At 69.1% G+C, this 17,683-nt stretch carries 15 protein-coding genes and 1 pseudogene; 5 read left to right on the forward strand and 11 right to left on the reverse strand.

Annotation, left to right across the window (positions count from 1 at the left end; all coding sequences use genetic code 11):
• Window position 1: 1 nt before the first annotated feature.
• Together ACYZGB_RS00445 and ACYZGB_RS00450 are read right to left on the reverse strand one after the other, a co-directional pair.
• Window positions 2-2,014: a CHASE2 domain-containing protein gene (locus ACYZGB_RS00445; protein ID WP_462386157.1), complete on the reverse strand. Its 2,013-nt coding sequence runs from the start codon at window positions 2,012-2,014 to the stop codon at window positions 2-4.
• A complete protein-coding gene (locus ACYZGB_RS00450; RefSeq protein WP_462386158.1) occupies window positions 1,986-5,552 on the reverse strand; it encodes a TonB-dependent receptor domain-containing protein in 3,567 nt (1,188 codons plus the stop codon). The genes ACYZGB_RS00445 and ACYZGB_RS00450 overlap by 29 nt, the downstream gene beginning before the upstream one ends.
• 330 nt (window positions 5,553-5,882) lie before the next feature.
• Between ACYZGB_RS00450 and ACYZGB_RS00455 the strand changes: the two genes are divergently transcribed.
• Window positions 5,883-6,764 (forward strand): gamma-glutamyl-gamma-aminobutyrate hydrolase family protein, encoded by an 882-nt coding sequence (locus ACYZGB_RS00455; protein WP_462386159.1) that lies wholly within the window; start codon window positions 5,883-5,885, stop codon window positions 6,762-6,764.
• A gap of 66 nt (window positions 6,765-6,830) precedes the next feature.
• Here the strand turns inward: ACYZGB_RS00455 and ACYZGB_RS00460 are convergent, their stop codons facing one another.
• The gene (locus ACYZGB_RS00460; protein WP_462386160.1) at window positions 6,831-7,010 is read right to left on the reverse strand and encodes a hypothetical protein; all 180 of its coding nucleotides are present in this window, start codon (window positions 7,008-7,010) and stop codon (window positions 6,831-6,833) included.
• Between the two features lie 49 nt (window positions 7,011-7,059).
• Between ACYZGB_RS00460 and ACYZGB_RS00465 the strand changes: the two are divergent.
• Window positions 7,060-7,886: pseudogene (locus tag ACYZGB_RS00465) on the forward strand (TIGR03915 family putative DNA repair protein).
• Here the strand turns inward: ACYZGB_RS00465 and ACYZGB_RS00470 are convergent.
• Both ACYZGB_RS00470 and ACYZGB_RS00475 read right to left on the reverse strand, forming a co-directional pair.
• Window positions 7,855-8,901 carry a flavin-nucleotide-binding protein gene (locus ACYZGB_RS00470; protein ID WP_462386161.1) on the reverse strand — a complete coding sequence of 349 codons (1,047 nt, stop codon included), beginning with the start codon at window positions 8,899-8,901 and terminating at the stop codon, window positions 7,855-7,857. The pseudogene ACYZGB_RS00465 and the gene ACYZGB_RS00470 overlap by 32 nt on opposite strands.
• Window positions 8,898-9,563 carry a glutathione S-transferase family protein gene (locus ACYZGB_RS00475; protein ID WP_462386162.1) on the reverse strand — a complete coding sequence of 222 codons (666 nt, stop codon included), beginning with the start codon at window positions 9,561-9,563 and terminating at the stop codon, window positions 8,898-8,900. Before ACYZGB_RS00475 ends, ACYZGB_RS00470 begins: the two co-directional genes overlap by 4 nt.
• A gap of 109 nt (window positions 9,564-9,672) precedes the next feature.
• Here ACYZGB_RS00475 and ACYZGB_RS00480 point away from each other — a divergent pair, with 109 nt between their 5' ends.
• Both ACYZGB_RS00480 and ACYZGB_RS00485 read left to right on the forward strand, forming a co-directional pair.
• A complete protein-coding gene (locus ACYZGB_RS00480; RefSeq protein ID WP_462386163.1) occupies window positions 9,673-10,611 on the forward strand; it encodes a LysR family transcriptional regulator in 939 nt (312 codons plus the stop codon).
• An 85-nt stretch (window positions 10,612-10,696) separates the two neighbouring features.
• Window positions 10,697-11,014, forward strand: a complete 318-nt coding sequence (locus ACYZGB_RS00485; protein ID WP_462386164.1) for a hypothetical protein — start codon at window positions 10,697-10,699, stop codon at window positions 11,012-11,014.
• 195 nt (window positions 11,015-11,209) lie between these two features.
• On the opposite strand, the gene ACYZGB_RS00490 is transcribed toward ACYZGB_RS00485, so the two are convergent.
• The 5 genes from ACYZGB_RS00490 to ACYZGB_RS00510 all read right to left on the reverse strand — a co-directional run bounded on the left by ACYZGB_RS00490 (window position 11,210) and on the right by ACYZGB_RS00510 (window position 15,638).
• On the reverse strand, window positions 11,210-11,680 hold the full coding sequence (locus ACYZGB_RS00490; protein WP_462386166.1) for an FKBP-type peptidyl-prolyl cis-trans isomerase: 471 nt from the start codon (window positions 11,678-11,680) through the stop codon (window positions 11,210-11,212).
• Window positions 11,681-11,753: 73 nt separating this feature from the next.
• Window positions 11,754-12,836, reverse strand: a complete 1,083-nt coding sequence (locus ACYZGB_RS00495) for a pirin family protein (RefSeq protein WP_462386167.1) — start codon at window positions 12,834-12,836, stop codon at window positions 11,754-11,756.
• Window positions 12,837-13,060: 224 nt separating this feature from the next.
• Complete coding sequence (locus ACYZGB_RS00500) at window positions 13,061-14,500, reverse strand: MFS transporter (RefSeq protein ID WP_462386168.1); 1,440 nt, start codon at window positions 14,498-14,500, stop codon at window positions 13,061-13,063.
• Window positions 14,501-14,657: 157 nt separating this feature from the next.
• Window positions 14,658-15,143, reverse strand: coding sequence for a DUF1579 domain-containing protein (locus ACYZGB_RS00505; protein ID WP_462386169.1), 486 nt, complete (start codon window positions 15,141-15,143; stop codon window positions 14,658-14,660).
• 66 nt (window positions 15,144-15,209) lie between these two features.
• Window positions 15,210-15,638 (reverse strand): VOC family protein, encoded by a 429-nt coding sequence (locus ACYZGB_RS00510; RefSeq protein ID WP_462386170.1) that lies wholly within the window; start codon window positions 15,636-15,638, stop codon window positions 15,210-15,212.
• Window positions 15,639-15,747: 109 nt separating this feature from the next.
• Between ACYZGB_RS00510 and ACYZGB_RS00515 the strand changes: the two genes are divergently transcribed.
• Window positions 15,748-16,410 (forward strand): TetR/AcrR family transcriptional regulator, encoded by a 663-nt coding sequence (locus ACYZGB_RS00515; protein ID WP_462386171.1) that lies wholly within the window; start codon window positions 15,748-15,750, stop codon window positions 16,408-16,410.
• 76 nt (window positions 16,411-16,486) lie between these two features.
• On the opposite strand, the gene ACYZGB_RS00520 is transcribed toward ACYZGB_RS00515, so the two are convergent.
• Window positions 16,487-17,500 (reverse strand): helix-turn-helix transcriptional regulator, encoded by a 1,014-nt coding sequence (locus ACYZGB_RS00520; protein WP_462386173.1) that lies wholly within the window; start codon window positions 17,498-17,500, stop codon window positions 16,487-16,489.
• Window positions 17,501-17,683 lie beyond the last annotated feature (183 nt).

The raw sequence follows: 17,683 nt of genomic DNA on the forward strand, positions 1-17,683 counted from the left end.
ACTACAACTTGTCGAGCGCCACGGCAGGTAACCAGGGCGCATCGGCGGGGAGCAGCCGGGCCTCGGCCACACGCTCCCGCAGCCGGGTGGCGGCCAGGTCGCCGGGCAGCCGCTCCAGCACCCGCGCCAGCTGCGCCTCGGCGCCGGGCCAGTCGCGGGCATGGAAGGCAGCCAGCGCTGCGCTGCTGGCCTCGCGCACCGTGGCGTCGTCGCAGGGCGTGAACACGCGCACGGGCTCGGTCTTGCCCTTGACGATCACATCGTCCAGCGCGCGCAGCGCCACCGTGGGCGGCAGCTGCGCGGCGGTGGAGGCCGACAGCAGGATGCCGGTGCCAAAGGCCTTGTTGGCGCCCTCCAGCCGCGCGGCCAGGTTCACCGCGTCGCCAATCGCGGTGTACGAAAAGCGCTGGTCCGAACCCACATTGCCCACCACCACGCGCCCCGTGTGCAGACCAATGCGCATATGGATGGGCGGCAGCCCGCGCGCGGCCAGGCCCGCCACCAGCGCCTGCATGGCCTGCTGCATGGCGACGGCGGCGGCCACGGCGTGTTCGGCGTGCTGCGCGTCGTCCAGCGGCGCCCCCCAGAAGGCCATCACCGCATCGCCGATGAACTTGTCCAGCGTGCCACCGGTGGCGTGCACGATGGGCGTCATCGCGTTGAAGTAGGCGGTGAGCACTTCCACCGTCTGGTCGGCGCTGAGCTGCTCGGACAGCGTGGTGAAGCTGGCCAGGTCGGTGAACATGAGCGTGACCTCGCGCGACTCGCCGCCCAGGCGCATCAGCTCGGGCTGCGCAATGAGGCGCGCCACCACGGAGGGCGGCACATACTGCGCAAACATCGCGCGCGTCTGGCGCGCGCGCTGGCGCACCGCCGCATAACCCGCCAGCGCTGCCCCGCCGTAGATCGCCGCTGTGGCCGCCGCAGGCAACAGCGGCGGCCACCACAGCTGAAACCGCGCAAACAGCCACCACGAACCCAGCGCGATGGCCCCCACCAGCGCAGCCGCCAGCGCCGCCGCACCGGCCAGGGGCAGCCTGCGGTTGCCCCACAGCAGCACGGGCAGCAAGAGCAACACCAGGGCCAGCGTCCAGCTCTCGTGCACGCTGCGCAGGCCTCCGCCCGTGAGGTAGTTGTCCACCAGCGTGGCCTGCAGCTCCACACCCGGGAACAGGCGCTCGCCGCCCGCCGTGCCAAACGGCGAGTTGAACAGATCGGCCTGCGACCGCGTGAGCTCGGTGGCCGTGCGCGCAGAGCGCCCCACCAGCACGATCTTGTCCTTGAAAAAGCCCGCAGGCAGCAGGCCCGGCTCCAGCGCCTGGTAGTACGAACGCGTGTCGAAGGTGCCGCGCGCCCCTCGGTAGCCAATCCAGTCGAAATGGCGCAGCGCGGGCCGTGGCTGGCCGCGCGCCTCGGCCGCGCGCTGGGCCAGCCGCAGCGCAAAACTCTCGCGCGCCACAGGGGCGCGGCGCACCACAAAGTCGTCGTCCGGCTCCACCCCGGCATCGCCCGCGTCGGCGCCCGCATCCAGAAAACGCTGCAGCGGCAACACGTCGAGCCAGAGCGCAGCGTTGCTGCTGTCGATCTTCTCGCGCGTGGCGGCCAGCACCACCGGACCCGCCTCGGCAATGGCGCGGTCCAGGGCCGCGTCCTCGGCCTCGGTGGAGGGCTCGGCAAACACCACGTCAAACCCCACGGCAGCGGCGCCTTCGGCATGCAGGCGCTGCAGCAGGGCTGCGTGCACGCTGCGCGGGAAGGGCCAGGGCTGCTGCAGCTCCTGGAAGGTGGGCTCGTCGATCGCCAGGATCACCACCGGCAGCGTGCTGCGCTGCGGCGCCGCCAGCGCGGTAAGCACGTCAAAGGTCTTGAACTCCAGCGCATGCCAGGTGCGCGTGAACGTGGCGGCGCCCACCAGCAGCAGCGCCAGCAGGCAGGCGGCCAGGGGCCACCATGGCTGGCTGCGCCAGGTGGCAGGCGATGCCCGGTCAGAAGCGGTAGCGGGCGTCCAGGACATAGCGGGTCTTGCGGCGGTCGGACTTGGGCGCCCACAGGTTCATGGCAGCCACCCCCACCACCCAGTGTTTGTCCTGCGACTCCCAGTACCCCATCAGGTCCACGCCCCAGCCGGGCGCGATGCGCGTGAGGTTTTCCGCGTCTTCAAAACGCTCCGACCGGTACACCGCCCGGCCGCTGACGTAGAAGCGCTGCGGGCTGACCCAGGTCGCGCCCAGCACGGCCGTGTGGCGCGGGATGTAGGGGATGCGGCCCACGGCCCCGTCGGCGTCGTAGCTGCGGCTTTCGCTGCCCTGGTACAGGTATTTGGCATAGCCCGACCAGCGGCGGCTGAACATGTGATTGACGCCCGCGCCCAGGGTCTTGAGCTTGCCGGAGTCGAAGCTGGGTGTGTCTTCCAGCAGGTCGGTGGTCGAGAGGTTGACCATCTGCACATTGCGCATTTCCTCCAGAAACGGCAGGCTGGGTGTGCGCAGGTCCACACCCACGGTGCCGGGGTTGCGCACCCGCAGGTGGTCGGCCCGCAGGCTCACGAAGGTGCTTCGGCCCAGCTCCATGCCCAGCTGCGCCACCACACGCTTGTGGCGGCCGCCCGCTTCGACCAGGCGGTCTTCCACCGGGATGCCCGCCGTCTCCACGCTGGTGAGGGTGGAGACGCTCAGCGGCCGCAGCCAGTCCTGGTAGGCCATGCGCACCGTGGTGCCCGCTGCGGGCTGCCACACCACACCGACGCGCGGCGTGACCACCCGCTCCATCTCGGCGCGGCGCGCCTGCTCTTCGCTCAGGCTGTCCAGGTTCACCAGGTAGCTTTGGGTCAGGCCGTCCACCCGGTGGCGGATCTGCTGCAAGCCCAGGGCGGCGTCCAGGTTCAGCGCCGGGTCCAGGCGCTGGGTGGTGGCCAGGGTCAGGCCGGTGTAGCGGCGGTCCACGTTGTTGTAACCGGCCACCAAAAGGGAGTCGCGGAAGGGGCCCACGCCCGGGATATCGGCCGCCACTGCGGCCTCGCCAGCGATCAGGTTGTGCTGGCGCTCGCGCACATGCTCCAGCGCCACGCTCCAGCGGCTGCCAGGGGCGGTGTCCACCGTGTGGCGCAGCTGCAGGTCGTTGAACTGCTTCTGGGGCAGGCTGCTCACGCCCATCAGGTTGATGAACGGGGGCTCCAGGTACAGCGTGGGGTAGCGCTGCAGCAGGATGTGCTCCACGCTGCGGCCGAGCTTGATCCAGGTCTGCTCGGTGGGCCCCCAGCGGTAGGCCAGGCCCACGGCGCCCTGGGTGCTCTGATTGTCCAGGGCCGTTTCGAACAGGTTCTGGCTGGCCAGGCGCATGTCGAACTGGTTCACATAGGCAAACAGGTTGATGCGTTCGGTGGGCTGCATGCCTGCACCCACCGTGATGGCCCGTGCACGCACATCGCCATAGCCGCCGCGCACGGCGGGCGCATTGTTGACCTGCAGATCAAACGGGAACTCGCTGGCGTTGGCCGACTGGGCCTTGAAGAACCACGACACGGGCACATGGGTGTTGTTCATGCCGTTGAGCGTGACGGAGGGGGCTCGCATGCGGTAGAGATCGCGGTCCAGCGTCACACCCACGGCCCCATGCGCCCCCGGCTGCTGCAGCAGCGACGCATACCGCTGGCTCGCGCCAAACGCCATCGGGTCGGTGAGGAAGCCCTGGAACAGCGCGGAGTTCTTGTTGAACTCGCCCGCATACCGGTCTGCCATGAACAGGTGGCTGCCGCCCCAGTACGGGTAAAAGCTTTGCTGCGCCAGCTCCAGCGCCCAGTCCTCCATGCCAAAGAAGGCCAGTGACGCACCCAGGTTGGCGCTGCCCTTCTGGTCGTTGGCGACCTGGTTGAGCGACTTGAGATAGGGCATGCGCTCCACCGCAGCGCGGGCCGCTTCCACGGCCTCACCGGGCTGGAACAGGTCGGTGTGGATCTGCGCGAGCAGCATGTGCGGCACGGGGTCCTTGTCGTCCAGCACGACGGCCTGGTGCAGGGTGGACAGCGCATCCTGGTGGCGGCCCAGCTGGTAGTAGGCGACGGCCGTCCAGGTCTTGGCGCGGGCATAGCGCGGCTCCATCACGCCCGCGCGCAAGAACGCATCCAGCGCGGCCTGCGGGTTGCCCTGCTTAAGGTGCAGCAGGCCCTGGCCGGTGAGTGCCACGTAGTCCGCCGGGTTGTCGCCCAGGGCCGTGGCAAAGGCCGCACCGGCTTCGGTGAACTGGTTCACAAAGGTTTCGAGTGTGCCCAGCTCACCATAGGCGCCGGGCTGCTGGGGCGACAGTGCCAATGCGCGTTGCAAGTTCTCGCGGGCGGGGCGCGGGTCTTCGCGCTCCACATGCGCACTGCCAAGGCCCTGCCAGGCACGCGCATCGCCAGCGGCCAGCTGCGTGGCCTCGGTGTAGGCGGCCAGCGTGCCGGGCGCATCGCCCCGGCGCCGGGCCAGTTCGGCGCGCACCAGGGCCACCTCCGCGTGGGCCGTGGCCTGCACGGGAGCCAGCGCGGCGCTGGCCTCGTCCACACGGTCGCTCAGCATCAGCACACGGGCCAGCTGGGCCGTCAGCGCGGGGTGGGCGGGCCAGCGCTGCAAAGCCGTGCGCAGCGTGTCGGCGGCTTCGGCGCCTTCGCCCTCCACCAGCTGCACGTCGGACTGCATGAGCCAGGCGGGGAACGGCGCCGCAGGCTGCGCCACCTGGCGCGCCAGTTGCTCGCGTGCGGCCAGCAGGTCGCCCGCCTGCAGGGCAATGGCCGCGTCCATCACCGCCAGCCAGGCGGCGGGGGCGCCGCTGCTGCGGGCCTGCGCCAGGGCGGCGCGTGCGGCAGACAGGTCACGGGCCGCGAGTGCGGTGCGCACCGGGGCAAGGGTATCGGGCATGGGCTCTGCGGCCAGGTAGGGCAGCGGGTCGGCGCGCAGCGCATTCACCCACTGGATGCGGTCGCGCGGCTGGCTCAGCACCAGCTTGACCGGGGCCTTGCCCACCTCGGCCACGGCGGCTTCGTTGGCGCCCACCGATACCGCGCCCTGTGCGTTGGAGAACTCCACGGTGCCCGAGAGCACCGTGATCAGCGTGCACCCATCGTCCTCCACGCTGATGTCCCAATCTGTGCCCCGGATCGCAGCCGTGGCCGCAGGGGTCTCCAGGTTCAGGCGGCTGCCATCGGCGCGTTTGGTCTGGGTCCAGGCGCGGCCCGCATTGAGCAGCAAGGTGGTCACCGGCTGGGCGGGGGTGGCCACGCCCTTGACCTGCAGCACCGTGTTCTGGTGCAGGCGCAGTTGCGTGTCATCGGCAAACAGCAGCGCCATGCGGGCGGCCTGGCGCGTGCGCACAAAGTCCCCCGTGGTCAGCGGCTGCGCCAGGCGCGCAGGGCCCCAGTCGGCCGCAGCCGCAGCGCGCTGGTCGCCCGTGCCTTGCAGGCTCACGATCTCGGCAGCGGCACCTGGGGGCACAACGGCCTGGGCGAACTGGGGCCAGGCCATGGCGGCCAGTGCTGCCAGGGTAGTGAGCGCGGGCAGGCGATTTTTCTTTTGGTGCATGTGGGGCTTTCGTGGAAGGCAGGAAACACATCAACTTCGCCGGGACCCTCCCCAAAGCCGGCAAGCAGAAATTATCGCGAGCGCCCTGCGCCCCCCCCCCGGCGCACGGACCTCTGCCGGGCATTTCATGAAGAAAGCCACATTTCGTAGCACTGTGTAACAGGCGAAGGGGCCGCGCAGCGGCGAAGCCTGCCCCGCACGGCCCTTTCCTACAGACGGCCAAAGTAGGCGGTGATACAAACAAACCCGTGGGCCCTTTCGCCCCCTCCCGCCACCCCCTTCTTCTTGTTGCCCGCCACGCCCTGCGTGTGCCGCCCGGAGCCCTTTGCCATGCCCGCTGCCCCCCGCCTCAAGATCGGCCTGTCTGCCTGCTTCCAGCACGCTGACCCCACCCGCCCCCTGTTCACCAACAAGACGCTGCAGTACGTGGAGCAGTCCATCGCGCACTGGATCATGTCGTCCGGCGCCATCGTGGTGATGGTGCCCTGCCCCACGGGCGAGACGGCGCGCGGCGATGTGACGCTGCAGCACTACGCCGAGTGGCTGGATGGCGTGGTGATGCACGGCGGCGCCGACGTGTGGCCCGGCAACTATGGTGAGGAGCCCCTGCGCGAGGAATGGACTGGCGACCGCGTGCGCGACATCTACGACCTGGCCCTGGTCAAGGCCTTTGCCGAAGTGGGCAAGCCCATCTTTGGCGTGTGCCGGGGCCTGCAGCTCATCAACGTGGCCTTTGGCGGTGCGCTGTACCAGGACATCGAGACCCAGCACCCCGGCGCACTGCAGCACCGCAACGCCACCACCTACGACCAGCATTTCCACGACATCCAGATCGTGCCCGGCTCGCGCCTCGCCCAGCTTTACCCCGACGCACCCCGTGCGCGCGTGAACAGCATCCACCACCAGGGCATCAAGCGCCTGGCCCTGGAGTTCGAGGTCGAGGCCCTGAGCGAGCCGGACGGCGTGCCCGAAGCCATCCGCCTGAAACCCGCACCGGGGCGCGGCTACATCGCGGCCACACAATGGCACCCGGAGTTTCACAAGCAGGGCTCGGACACGCTGGACGACACGGCCATCCTGCAGGACTTTCTGGCGGCCTGTGTGCAGGCCAAGGAGCACCCGGTGCGGCCGGGCAAGCCGGTGGGGTTGCGGGACAGGGCGACGCGGTTGTTGCGCGGGGCGTTGCGCAGGGACCTGGCACAAGAAGCGTGAAGGGGATGCGGTGGAGCAGCCTGCCCACACGTCTGGCCAGGCGCTGCTTGCACGCCCTTGGCCCCGCTACTTGTTCAAGGCATTGAGGAGCACTGGGCCCAGCAAGAAGCCAACAATCAGCAGGATCACGGGCAGGCCAACTCCCAGCCAGACCATCCATCGCCTCTCCCGCAGGAAATGGCGGTTGATGCTCTCGCGCTCTTTTGGGGCGACTTCTTCTTTCGGGGCGGGCTTGGGGTCACTCATGCGGTGCTTTCTTCCTCGGTCATTTGACCGCTGCGGGCGGGCCGCAGCCATGGTACCCATGGACGATCGCGACGCGAAGGTCCGCACAGCCTGCCAGCGGCGTCCTATGCAGGGCGCCTGCCCGCTGAGTCCGCCCTACCTGTTCAACACCGGCCCCACCACCGCCTCCATCTCCCCCCGCGTCCCCAATGCGCCGCCACTGCGCGTACCGCCCGACTTTTTTCACCTGTGCGAGCAACTCATCCTGCACCGCGACCCCGCCCGCTTTGCGCTGATGTACCGGCTGCTGTGGCGCATGGCACAGGGCGGTGCGGAGGCCGAAGCCGCGCGGCACGACCCACTGGACGCGGACCGCATGTTGGCCCACCACATGGTCCGCGCCGTGGGGCACGACATCCACAAGATGCACGCGTTTGCGCGCTTTCGGCCCGTGGTGGAGCCCGACGGCCAGACCCTGCACATGGCCTGGTTCGAGCCCGACCACTACATCACCGTGGCCAACGCGGGCTTCTTCATCGCCGCTTCACGCAGATGCGCTGGGCCATCCTCACGCCCGACGCCAGCGTGCGCTGGGACGGCCAGCAGCTGCACACCGGCCCGGGTGCGCAACGCAGCGATGCACCGCCACCCGACGCGGGCGAGGCGCTGTGGCTCACCTACTACCGCCACATCTTCAACCCCGCGCGGCTCAAGCTGGCCATGATGAAAAAGGAAATGCCCACACGCTACTGGCACAACCTGCCCGAGGCCGCGCTCATCACCGAGCTGGCGCAGACGGCGCACGAGCGCAGCGCGAAGATGGTGGCGGCCGAGGCCACCACGCCGCGCAAGGCGATTGAACCCCTCAAGCGCCCGGTGCCGCAGGGTCAGCCGTAACGGCCTTGCGCATGGCGTTGAACTGCGGCGCGGGCTGCGCCGCCGTCCACCGCCAGGGCAGCGCCTGGGCGCGCCACACCCCACCCAGCACCAACAACCGCAGCACGCGCTGCGCGCCGGGCCATGGGGCGCGCTCGGCCTCGCCCCACAGCAGCTCGGCGCGGGCGGCCACGTGCAGCAGGCCGCCATCGTCGTAGTCCACCCACAAGAGCCCGGCCAGCGGGTGCTGGGCGAGGTTGCCCAGGGTGTTGAAGAACAGGTTGCCGGGGTAGTCGGGCAGCCACAGTTCCAGGCCCTGGGGCGTGTGCCTCACCTGCACAAAGCCGGGCTCGCCACCCCGGTGGGACATGTCCACGCCCTCCCCGCGCTGCAAGCCAGGCCGGGCGGCCGAGGCGCTGGCGATGAACAGCGTGTCGCTGCGCGCAATCAGTGCCAGCGCCGCCGCATCCAGTGAAGGGCCCAACGGTTGCGCGGGCTGCGGCGGCGTGACGGCGGCGCGCAGGCCAGGTGCGCGGGCCTGGATGTACTTGGGGCAGTTGCCAAAGCTCTGCGCCACCGTGATCGACAGGCCCTGCTGCGCGCCCCAGCGCACCACATGGCCGTTCATACGGTTGCGGCGGCGTGTGTGCGGCTCCAGCCCCAGCACGCCCACGGGCGCGCCGGTGCCGTGCGCGGCCAACGCCGCCATCACTGGGTCAACGGGGTCAGCGGGGTCGGCCGGGTCGATGGCCGCTGCAATGTCCATGCGCTGCGCGTGGGGCGTGTGCACAAAGCCGGGCGGGCCCGCCAGCATGGTGGCCCAGGGCTGGCCCTGCGCGTCGAGTGCGCCCAGCAGCAGCGTGGGCAGCTTTTCGAACAGCTCGCGGTGCTGGTCGGGCATGTGGTCGCGCACCACCACCTCGCCCACGGCGGCCATGCGCTCGTGCACGCCGGCGCGGGCTTGCAGCGCTTGTTCACCGGCGTGCCAGGCGCTGGGGGCGGGGCCTTCGCTGCCGCCTGTGGGCAGGGCGGTCATACGGCCTCCGCAGGCGGGGGAGTCACACCGCTGAGGTGGTCCAGCAACGGCACATAGCCGGGCAGCGCCTGCACGCGCGCCACCCAGGCGGCAATGCGCGGGTAGGCGGCAGGCAGTGGCAGGCCCGCTAGGTGCGCCTGCGAGGTGTAGCTGACCATCGCCACATCGGCCAGGCTGGGCGCAGCGCCGCCCAGCAACCAGCCACGCCCCTGCAGTTCGGCTTCCATGAAGTCCAGCAACCGTCGGCCTTGGGCCTGCGCGACCTCGTTGATGGGCTTGCCCGTCAACGTCGCAAAGCGCGGCCCACCGATGCCCGGTGCCAGAAAGCCCGCCGCCAGGCTGAACCAGCGCTGCAGCTGCGCCTGGCCCACGGGGTCTTGCGGTAACCAGGCGCTGCCGGGCGCGTAGCGCTGCACCAGATAGACCAGGATGGCATTGCTGTCGCTCAGCACCACGTCGCCATCCACCAGCACGGGCACCTGGCCCAGCAGGTTGAGTGCGCGGTGCGCGGGCAGCTGGTGCTCGCCCTGCAGCAGGTTCACCTCCACCAGCCGGTGGGGCAGGCCGAGCAGGGACAGCAGCAGCTCCACGCGGTGGCAGTGGCCGGAGATGGCGGTGCGGTGCAGCGTGAACGGGGCGGCGGGAAGGTGGGTGGCGGCCATGGGGTACGTCCTTGTCAAAACAGGTTCTGTGAAGGACTCGACCTTATCTATTGCACTTTGCGGCGTGAATAGCGATAGTGCGGCTTTCAGAATTTCGCGAGACGCAACAATGGACCACCTCGACACCCTGCGCTGCTTTGTGACCGTGGCCGATGCGGGCGGCTTTGCCGTGGCGGGGCGGCGCCTGGGCTGTTCGGCGGCGGCCGTCACGCGCGCCATTGCGGCGCTGGAGGCGCGGCTCGGTGTGCTGCTGTTTCAGCGCAGCACGCGCATGGTGCGGCTGACCGAAGCGGGTGAGCGCTTCCTGTCCGACTGCCGCCCCATCCTGAACGACCTGCATGAAGCCGAGCAGGCGGCCAGCGGGGCGCAGGCCGAGGCCCAGGGGCTGCTGTCCATCACCGCGCCGCAGATGTTCGGTATCCAGCATGTGGCACCCATCGTGCAGGGCTTTTTGCAGGCCCAGCCACGTGTGCAGGTGCGCACGCTGTTCGTCAACCGGCTGGTGCATTTGCTGGATGAAGGCATGGACGTCGCCATCCGCATCGCGCACCTGCCCGACTCGGGCCTCACTGCCATGAAGGTGGGCGCGCTGCGCCGCCTGTTGGTGGCGTCACCCGCCTACCTGGCGCAACACGGCAGGCCACGCCACCCGGCAGACCTCAGCAGCCACCGTGCCATCGGCTTCGCCTTCGACGCACGCACGCCAGCGCCCTGGAAGTTTCGCGATGGCGCCACAGGCCAGCCGCAATTCACATGGATCAGCAACAGCAACGAGGTGGACATTGCCGCCGCAGAGGCCGGCATCGGCCTGACCCGCTGCCTGGCCTACCAGGCTGCGGCCAGCTTGCGCGCCGGGCGGCTGCGCATCGTGCTGGCCGACCACGAATTACCCCCCGTGCCCGTGCACATCGTTTACCCCGCAGGGCGGCGGGCCCCGGCAAAGGTGCGCGCCTTTGTGGAGTGGGCACGCGAGCGCCTGGCAAGGGAACCGGTGCTGAACGGGCGGGGCCTGGGGCGCGGTAACGCCTTGTTGCCAATGACTTCGTAACCTGTCATCGCGCCGCATCCAAGCGCCGTTGCATAGCTAAGTCTGACGCTGTGTCGGGCGATTATCCGATCTGAAAGGATTTCTCATGAACAAGCTCTTCGCTGCCCTGCTCGCCGGTTTCTTTGTGACCGCATCGTTTGCCCAAGCCCCTGCGGCGCCTGCAACGCCAGCAACTCCCGCGAAGGCAGCGGCACCTGCCACATCGGCCATGCCCGCGACCCCTGCTACCCCCGCCACTGCGGCCACGCCTGCCGCTCCGGCGGCCAAAGCCGAAGCCAAGCCCGCAGTGATGCCCGCCGCAGCCCCAGCGTCGGCCCCTACCGAAAAGAAAGTGAAGGCCAAGAAGACCAAGGAAGCGGCAGAGAAAAAAGCCGACGCCGCCAAGCCTGAAGCGGCCAAGTAATTCAAGCCGCCTCACCCAGCAAAAAAGCCCGCAATGCGGGCTTTTTTGCTGGGTGCGTCGGTATCTGCCGCAGCGCGCGAAGGGGGTATCGGCCAAGGCCGTTGCGCTCTTTGCCTACCGCGCAGTGTGCAGGGGTGAAGCCTCCGATCGCGACAACTCTGAAGGCGTTGCCAGACTGACGCTGGCGGGAGCCAGTCAATGGTGATGGCCATGCCCACCATGCACGTGGCGGTGCGCAATTTCTTCCGGGCTGGCGGCGCGCACTTCCGTGACCTTGCAGCTGAAGGTCAACGCCTGGCCTGCCAGCGGGTGGTTGCCGTCCAGGTGCACTTCGGGGCCCTTGATCTTGACCACGTTGAACACGGCGGGCTGGCCGTCGTTGCCCACGCCCTGCAGCTGGCCGCCGACCTTCACGCCGGGCGGGAACTCGCTCTTGGGGATGGTGCGCACCAGGCTTTCGTCGCGCGCGCCAAAGGCGTCTTCCACCGCCAGTTGCAACGTGGTGCTGTAGCCCACGGCCTGGCCTTCGAGCGCGGCTTCGACCTTGGGGAAGATGTTTGCATAGCCGCCGTGCAGGTAGGCCAGGTTGCCCGCGTCCAGCGGCTTGCCCTGGGGCGTGGTCACCTTGTAGCTGATGGTGACGGCGGAGTCTTTGGTGATGTTCATAGGTCTTGGATAACAACGCGGATCGGGACCGTGGATTGTCCACGACCCGCGTGTTCACGCATCGGCCTCAGGCCTATGCGGCTGCTTCTTCCGCCGGGCGCTCCTCCTCGGTCTGGCCGGGGTAGCGTGCAAACCGTCGCGGTGTGGCACCGTGCACCGGGTCCTGCTGGGCCCAAGGCCAGCCGCCAAACTGGGTGCGGCGGTAGTCGTTCATGGCCTGCATGATCTCGGCCTGGGTGTTCATCACAAACGGGCCGTACTGCGCCACGGGCTCAGCAATGGGGCGGCCTTGCAGCACCAGGCATTCCACGGCCGTGGTGCCGGTGTTGGTCAGCAGCCAGTCCTCACCGGCGCGCACCTGCAGCGCGGCGTGGCGGTCCACCTCTTGCGGGCCCACGCGCAGGCGGTCGCCCACAAAGAAGTACAGCATGCGCTGCGTGCCCTCATCGCCGTTCGCGCCCTGCGCGGCGGGCAGGGTCCACTCGGCACCGGGCTCCAGGTGCAGCGTCCAGATCGCCACATCGCCCTCGGGCTGCGAGGCCCAGGACTCGGGCGGCGGCGCCAAGGGGGCGGACGCGCCGGGCAGCGCACCGGCCACCACCGTCACCGTGGTCTTGCGGCCTGCGGCGTCGGCATGCACCAGGCGCGGGATGCGCTCGTTCCACAGCATGGTGAAGTGCGGCTCCACCATCTTGTTGCGCGCGGGCAGGTTCAGCCAGATCTGGAACAGCTCCAGCGGGTTGGGCTCGGTGGCGTTGAGCAGCGGAAACATCTCGGAGTGCACGATGCCCTTGCCCGCCGTGACCCACTGCACATCGCCCCCGCCAAAACGCGCGGCCGCGCCCAGCGAGTCGGAGTGGTCGATGAGGCCCTTGCGCACCAGCGTCACCGTCTCAAAACCCCGGTGCGGGTGGCCGGGGAAACCGGGCACCGGATCACCGTGGTACATGCTCCAGCCGTCCTTGCGGCTGAAGTCGCTGCCGATCTGGCGGTCGTCGATGGGCACGGCAGGCGCAAAGGCGCCGTTGCCTGCGGGGTAGGCATCGTCGTGGTGGGCGCAGAAAAGAAACGGGTCCATCGTGGGCCACTGCGGGCCCAGCAACTGCGCACGCACGATGGGCAGCAGAGGGGCAACAGCAGAAGTGGACGAGGGCATGGAAGGCTCCTTGGGTTGTGCACCGCCACTATCGGGCGGCATGCCTGTGGAATATGGCGCCAATGGTGCCCGAGCAGAAGTGCGCTGCGTGGAACAGTGGGGGCCGCCGAACAGGACAGTGGGGCAGCCCTGGCAGGTGTACACAGCACAGGATCTGAATGGAATTCGGCCCTTCCGCCTGCTGGCATTGCCCCAATAGCTTCACTTCTGATATCAATCTGTTCTCAGTGCAACGCCCCCTGCGCCCCCGAGCCCGGCGGCTGCGCAGGCCGCAGCACCAGGCCGCCCAGCAGCGCCGCCACCAGCGAGCCCCCGGCCGCCACCCAGAAGGCCAGCTGGTAGCCGCCGTTCAGCGCCACCTGCGCCGATGCGCCCGCCCCGCGCAGCGCGCCCGTGCGTGCATCGGCCAGGCTGGCCAGCACGGCCAGGCCCAGCGCGCCACCCATCATGAAAGCCGTGTTGACAACACCCGAGGCCAGGCCCGAATCCTCGGGCTTTACATCGCCCATGGCGGCCAGCAGCAGCGGGTTGAGCGCAATGCCCGCACCCACGCCCAGCAGCACCATGCCGGGCAGCACATGCAGCACAAACTGGCCGTCCACCGGCGCCAGCGCAAACAGCGCCAGCCCCACAGTGGCCAGCACCAGGCCCCAGCCCAGCGTGCTGCGAATGCCGTAGCGCATCACCACCCAGGCCGACAGCCCCAGCGAGCAGCCCGCCATGATGAGGTTGGACGGCAGGAACGCCAGGCCCACCTGCATCGCGTCGTAGCCCAGCACCAGCTGCATGTACAGCGCCGACAGAAAGAACCACGCAAACATGCCTGCCGCCCACAGCACGCCCACCACGTTGGAGATGGCCAGATTGCGCAGCCGCAGCAAGGCCAGCGGCACCAGCGGCGCGGCCACGTGGGATTCAACGTACAGAAACACCAGCAGCAGCGCGGCCGATGCACCCAGCAGGCCCAGCGACTGCAGCGAAGTCCAGCCCGCCTCGTTGCCGTTGACGATGGCGTAAACCGCCAGCATCAGCGACGCGGTGATGGTGACCGCGCCCGCCACATCCAGCCGCTGCCCGTGGGCCTGCCCCTTGCCGCCCGGCAGCAGTGCCAGGCAGGCCGCGTAGATCGCCACGCCCACGGGGATGTTGACCAGAAAGATCCAGTGCCAGCTCAATGCACTGGTAAGCACACCGCCCAGCAGCACACCAATGCTGCCGCCTCCCGCGCACACAAAACCATACACCCCCATGGCCCGCGCGCGCTCGCCGGGCTCGGTGAACAGATTCATGATGAGCGACAGCGCCACGGCCGACACCACGGCCCCGCCCACGCCCTGCACTGCACGCGCCGCCACCAGCAGCCCCTGCGTATTTGCGAGCCCGCAGGCCAGCGACGCGACGGTGAACAGCGTGATTCCTGCCAGGAACAGCCGCCGGTGCCCATACAGATCGCCCAGCCTCCCGCCCAGCAGCAGGCAGCCGCCAAAGGTCAGCATGTAGGCATTGACCACCCACACCAGCGATGTCTCGGTAAAGCCCAGATCAGCCTTGATGCTGGGCAGCGCCACGTTCACGATGGTGGTGTCGAGCACGATCATCAGCTCGCCCAGGCACAGCAGGATGAGCGCGGGCCAGCGTGCGCGGCCTTCGATGGAGAGGGTCATGGAGGTCAATGGGAATGTGGAAAGCGCAGAAGACGCGCCCCACAGTTTGTCACGCGCGGCGGCGGCAACTGGCGCGGCGCAAGGCCAGTGCACCCGTGGATCTGGCTCCGCCAGTCCACCGGGTGCGTCCCCCTTCCGGGGGAAGCCGCGCAGCGGCTCAGGGGGTTCTCAGGTATTTTGCTTGCATGATCTGGTTCCAGCTCCCGTCCGGCTGCTCGCCAAACGAGGTCAGCGTGCGCTCGCCCGGCCCCACGATGGTGATCACGTCGCGGTAGCGCGCCGTCTTGCCGTCGCCCTTGAAGCTCGGGCCCTCGGTCTCCAGCGTCAGTACCTTCTGGTCGGCATCGAGCGTGCCCCGATAGATCCACATGTGGCTCATCATCGAGCCCACCCAGGTGCCCAGAAACACCTGCTTCTCGGGGTCGTAGCCCAGCGTCATCTGCATGCGCGCCTCGCCGCCATCGGGCATGGTGCCCGTGCCTTCCAGGATCACCCACAGATCGCCCAGCGCACGGCCATGTTCGGCGCCCACGGATTGTTCGTCCGACCCGCCGGGTGGCGCGTCGCAGCTGGAGGTGCTGGTCCAGTGGCCCAGCAACTGCTGCAGCCAGCGGTGCATGGCATGGGGTGCGGGATTCATCATGGGTGTCTCCTGACGATCAAAGGGAGGAAGAAAGGATGCTTGGATGCAGGCACGGCCAGCGCACGTTCACTCCGGCCCCACCACCATCCACGGCACGCCAAACCGGTCGGCCACCATGCCAAAGGCCTGCGAGAAGAAGGTCTTTCCCAGCGGCATCTGCACCTGGCCACCGTCGGCCAGCGCATGGAACAGGCGCTCGGCATCGGCCACGCTGGCGGGGCTCAGGGCCAGCGAGATGCCCTCGAACTTCGCCTTGCCCGAGCCCATGCCGTCCGACGCCATCAGCGTGGTCTGGCCGACAGAGAACTCGGCGTGCATCACCATCTCGGGCGTGGGCCCGGCGCCGCTGCCATCGGCACAGCCCGGGGCACCGGCCGGGTCGGGGTTGTCCTTGTAGCGCATGAGCAGCTTGACCTGGGCGCCCAGCGCGCTGCGGTAGAAATCCAGCGCCTCTTCGCAGCGGCCTTCGAACATCAGATAGGGCTCGACTTTCATGGGGTCTCCTGGCGAGGTTGAGGGGCAAAAAAACCGATCGGCGCACAATTGTGAACACCGTCCACAAACCATAACAAAGATAATGGACAGCGTCCACATCCAGAACAACATGCACGTAACCACCGGCAACACGCCCGAACCGGCCCGCGCTGCGGCCCGCAGCACCTACCGCCATGGCGACCTGCGCCGCGCGCTGCTGGACGCAGGCATCGAACTGGCCCGCCAGGGCGGCCCCGACTCCGTGGTACTGCGCGAGGCCACGCGCCGCGCGGGTGTGGCGCCCAACGCGGCCTACCGCCACTTTGCCAACCGCGACGACCTGCTGGGCGCCGTGCGCGCCGCCGCAGTGGCCGCCGCCGCACGCTTCATGGAGGCCGAACTGGCCCAGGTGCCCGCCACCGGCACCGCCACCCAGCAGGCCCACGCCAAGGTGCGCGCCGTGGGTGCGGGCTACCTGCGATTTGCCCAGGCCGAGACGGGGCTGTTCCGCTCCGCGTTTGGCGGCCGCTTCACCGTGCTGCAGCAGCCCGACCCAGCCATGGGCGGCGCCACGGGGCTCAACCCCTTCGAGCACCTGAGCGCGGCGCTCGACGACCTGGTGACCGCAGGCGCACTGCCCGCCGCACGGCGCCATGGCGCGGAATACCTGGCCTGGTCCACCGTGCATGGCATGGCCCTGCTCGCCATCGACGGGCCGCTGCGCGGCACGCCGCAGCCGGTGCTGGACGGGCTGGGGCAGCGGCTGCTGGACGTGGTGGAGCGGGGGCTCTGAGCCCGGGTTTTCAGAAGTTTTTCAAGGCTTTTTAGGCCCTTTGCGCGCACCCATATTGCCCTTTAAGCTATTCAATTCATAGCACACCAAGACCATACAACCGCGCCGTGTCCCGCAGCCGCTGCACCAGCGCGCGGCGCAGCGCGGCGGGGCGCAGCACCTCCACCTGCGGCGACAAGCGCATCAGCTGGCCACAGGCATGTTCCACCGATTCGATGGGCAGGGTGACGGCCACACGCCCATCCGCGCGGCGCGAGGGCGGGGCCGCCGCCACCGCACGCGCCACGGCGCTGCTGAGCGCACGCAGGCCCTGCAGCCCCGCAGGCGTGGCCAGCACCTGCGCCTGGCCGGTGTAGATCTCCGCTTCAAAACGCTGGACGGACGCGGCCCAGTAGCCCGGCAGATCAAACCGCGCGGGGCGGCGCACCGGCGTCGCCAGCGCGGTGGCGGCACGGATGCTGGACACGCGGTAGGTGCGCGGCTCGCCCTTTGCCGTGCCTGAGGCTGCCGTCGCCACGGCGGGCGCTACGGGCAGCGCCACCAGATACCAGACCCCGGCCTTCAGCACCAGGCCCAGCGGGCTCACCGTGCGCTCCACGGTGTCCGTCCAGCTCTCGTAGCGCATGCGGATCTGGTGGCCGCTCCACACAGCGGCGGCCACGGCAGTCAGGTGGGGCGTGGGCGCGCTTTCGCGGTACCAGTCCACCGGGTCCAGGTGCAGGCGGGCGCTCACGCGCTGGGCATCGTCGCGCCACCCGGCGGGCAGCGCGGCCAGCAGCTTGAGCCGCGCACCCTCCACATCGCCACCCAGGCCCAGGTCCTGCGCGGGGCCGGGCAGGCCGCTCAAGAACACGGCCTGCGCCTCGGATGGCGTGAGGCCGGTGAGCGTGGTCTTCCAGCCCGGCAACAGCGCAAAACCGCCGTGGCGCCCCCGCTCGGCATAGATGGGCACACCGGCCGCGCTGAGCTGGTCCACGTCGCGGTAGAGCGTACGCACCGACACCTCCAGCGCATCGGCCAGCGTGGTTGCGCTCATGCGGCCCCGGGTTTCGAGCAGCATCTGAAGGGAGAGCAGGCGGCTGGCGCGCATGGGGCAAGAAGGGCGTGGTGGGTGCGAAAAGAGCGGCTAACAAACTCAGCGAAGCGGTTCTGGCCAGAAGAGTTTGTGAGCCGCTCGAAAAGGCGATGCGCAAAGATATCTCAAATACCTGCCACAAGGTGGCAGGTATGGCGGCGCAGACTGCGGGCTCGTTGTGCTTTTTCTGCCCCTTTC

It is taken from the genome of Acidovorax sp. Q11, assembly GCF_054950075.1.

Excerpts from the sequence above, each read along its gene's own strand:
- ACYZGB_RS00445 (WP_462386157.1), bottom strand. The coding sequence starts at position 2,014 with ATGTCCTGGACGCCCGCTACCGCTTCTGACCGGGCATCGCCTGCCACC.
- ACYZGB_RS00450 (WP_462386158.1), bottom strand. The coding sequence starts at position 5,552 with ATGCACCAAAAGAAAAATCGCCTGCCCGCGCTCACTACCCTGGCAGCA.
- ACYZGB_RS00455 (WP_462386159.1), top strand. The coding sequence starts at position 5,883 with ATGCCCGCTGCCCCCCGCCTCAAGATCGGCCTGTCTGCCTGCTTCCAG.
- ACYZGB_RS00460 (WP_462386160.1), bottom strand. The coding sequence starts at position 7,010 with ATGAGTGACCCCAAGCCCGCCCCGAAAGAAGAAGTCGCCCCAAAAGAG.
- ACYZGB_RS00470 (WP_462386161.1), bottom strand. The coding sequence starts at position 8,901 with ATGACCGCCCTGCCCACAGGCGGCAGCGAAGGCCCCGCCCCCAGCGCC.
- ACYZGB_RS00475 (WP_462386162.1), bottom strand. The coding sequence starts at position 9,563 with ATGGCCGCCACCCACCTTCCCGCCGCCCCGTTCACGCTGCACCGCACC.
- ACYZGB_RS00480 (WP_462386163.1), top strand. The coding sequence starts at position 9,673 with ATGGACCACCTCGACACCCTGCGCTGCTTTGTGACCGTGGCCGATGCG.
- ACYZGB_RS00485 (WP_462386164.1), top strand. The coding sequence starts at position 10,697 with ATGAACAAGCTCTTCGCTGCCCTGCTCGCCGGTTTCTTTGTGACCGCA.
- ACYZGB_RS00490 (WP_462386166.1), bottom strand. The coding sequence starts at position 11,680 with ATGAACATCACCAAAGACTCCGCCGTCACCATCAGCTACAAGGTGACC.
- ACYZGB_RS00495 (WP_462386167.1), bottom strand. The coding sequence starts at position 12,836 with ATGCCCTCGTCCACTTCTGCTGTTGCCCCTCTGCTGCCCATCGTGCGT.
- ACYZGB_RS00500 (WP_462386168.1), bottom strand. The coding sequence starts at position 14,500 with ATGACCCTCTCCATCGAAGGCCGCGCACGCTGGCCCGCGCTCATCCTG.
- ACYZGB_RS00505 (WP_462386169.1), bottom strand. The coding sequence starts at position 15,143 with ATGATGAATCCCGCACCCCATGCCATGCACCGCTGGCTGCAGCAGTTG.
- ACYZGB_RS00510 (WP_462386170.1), bottom strand. The coding sequence starts at position 15,638 with ATGAAAGTCGAGCCCTATCTGATGTTCGAAGGCCGCTGCGAAGAGGCG.
- ACYZGB_RS00515 (WP_462386171.1), top strand. The coding sequence starts at position 15,748 with ATGCACGTAACCACCGGCAACACGCCCGAACCGGCCCGCGCTGCGGCC.
- ACYZGB_RS00520 (WP_462386173.1), bottom strand. The coding sequence starts at position 17,500 with ATGCGCGCCAGCCGCCTGCTCTCCCTTCAGATGCTGCTCGAAACCCGG.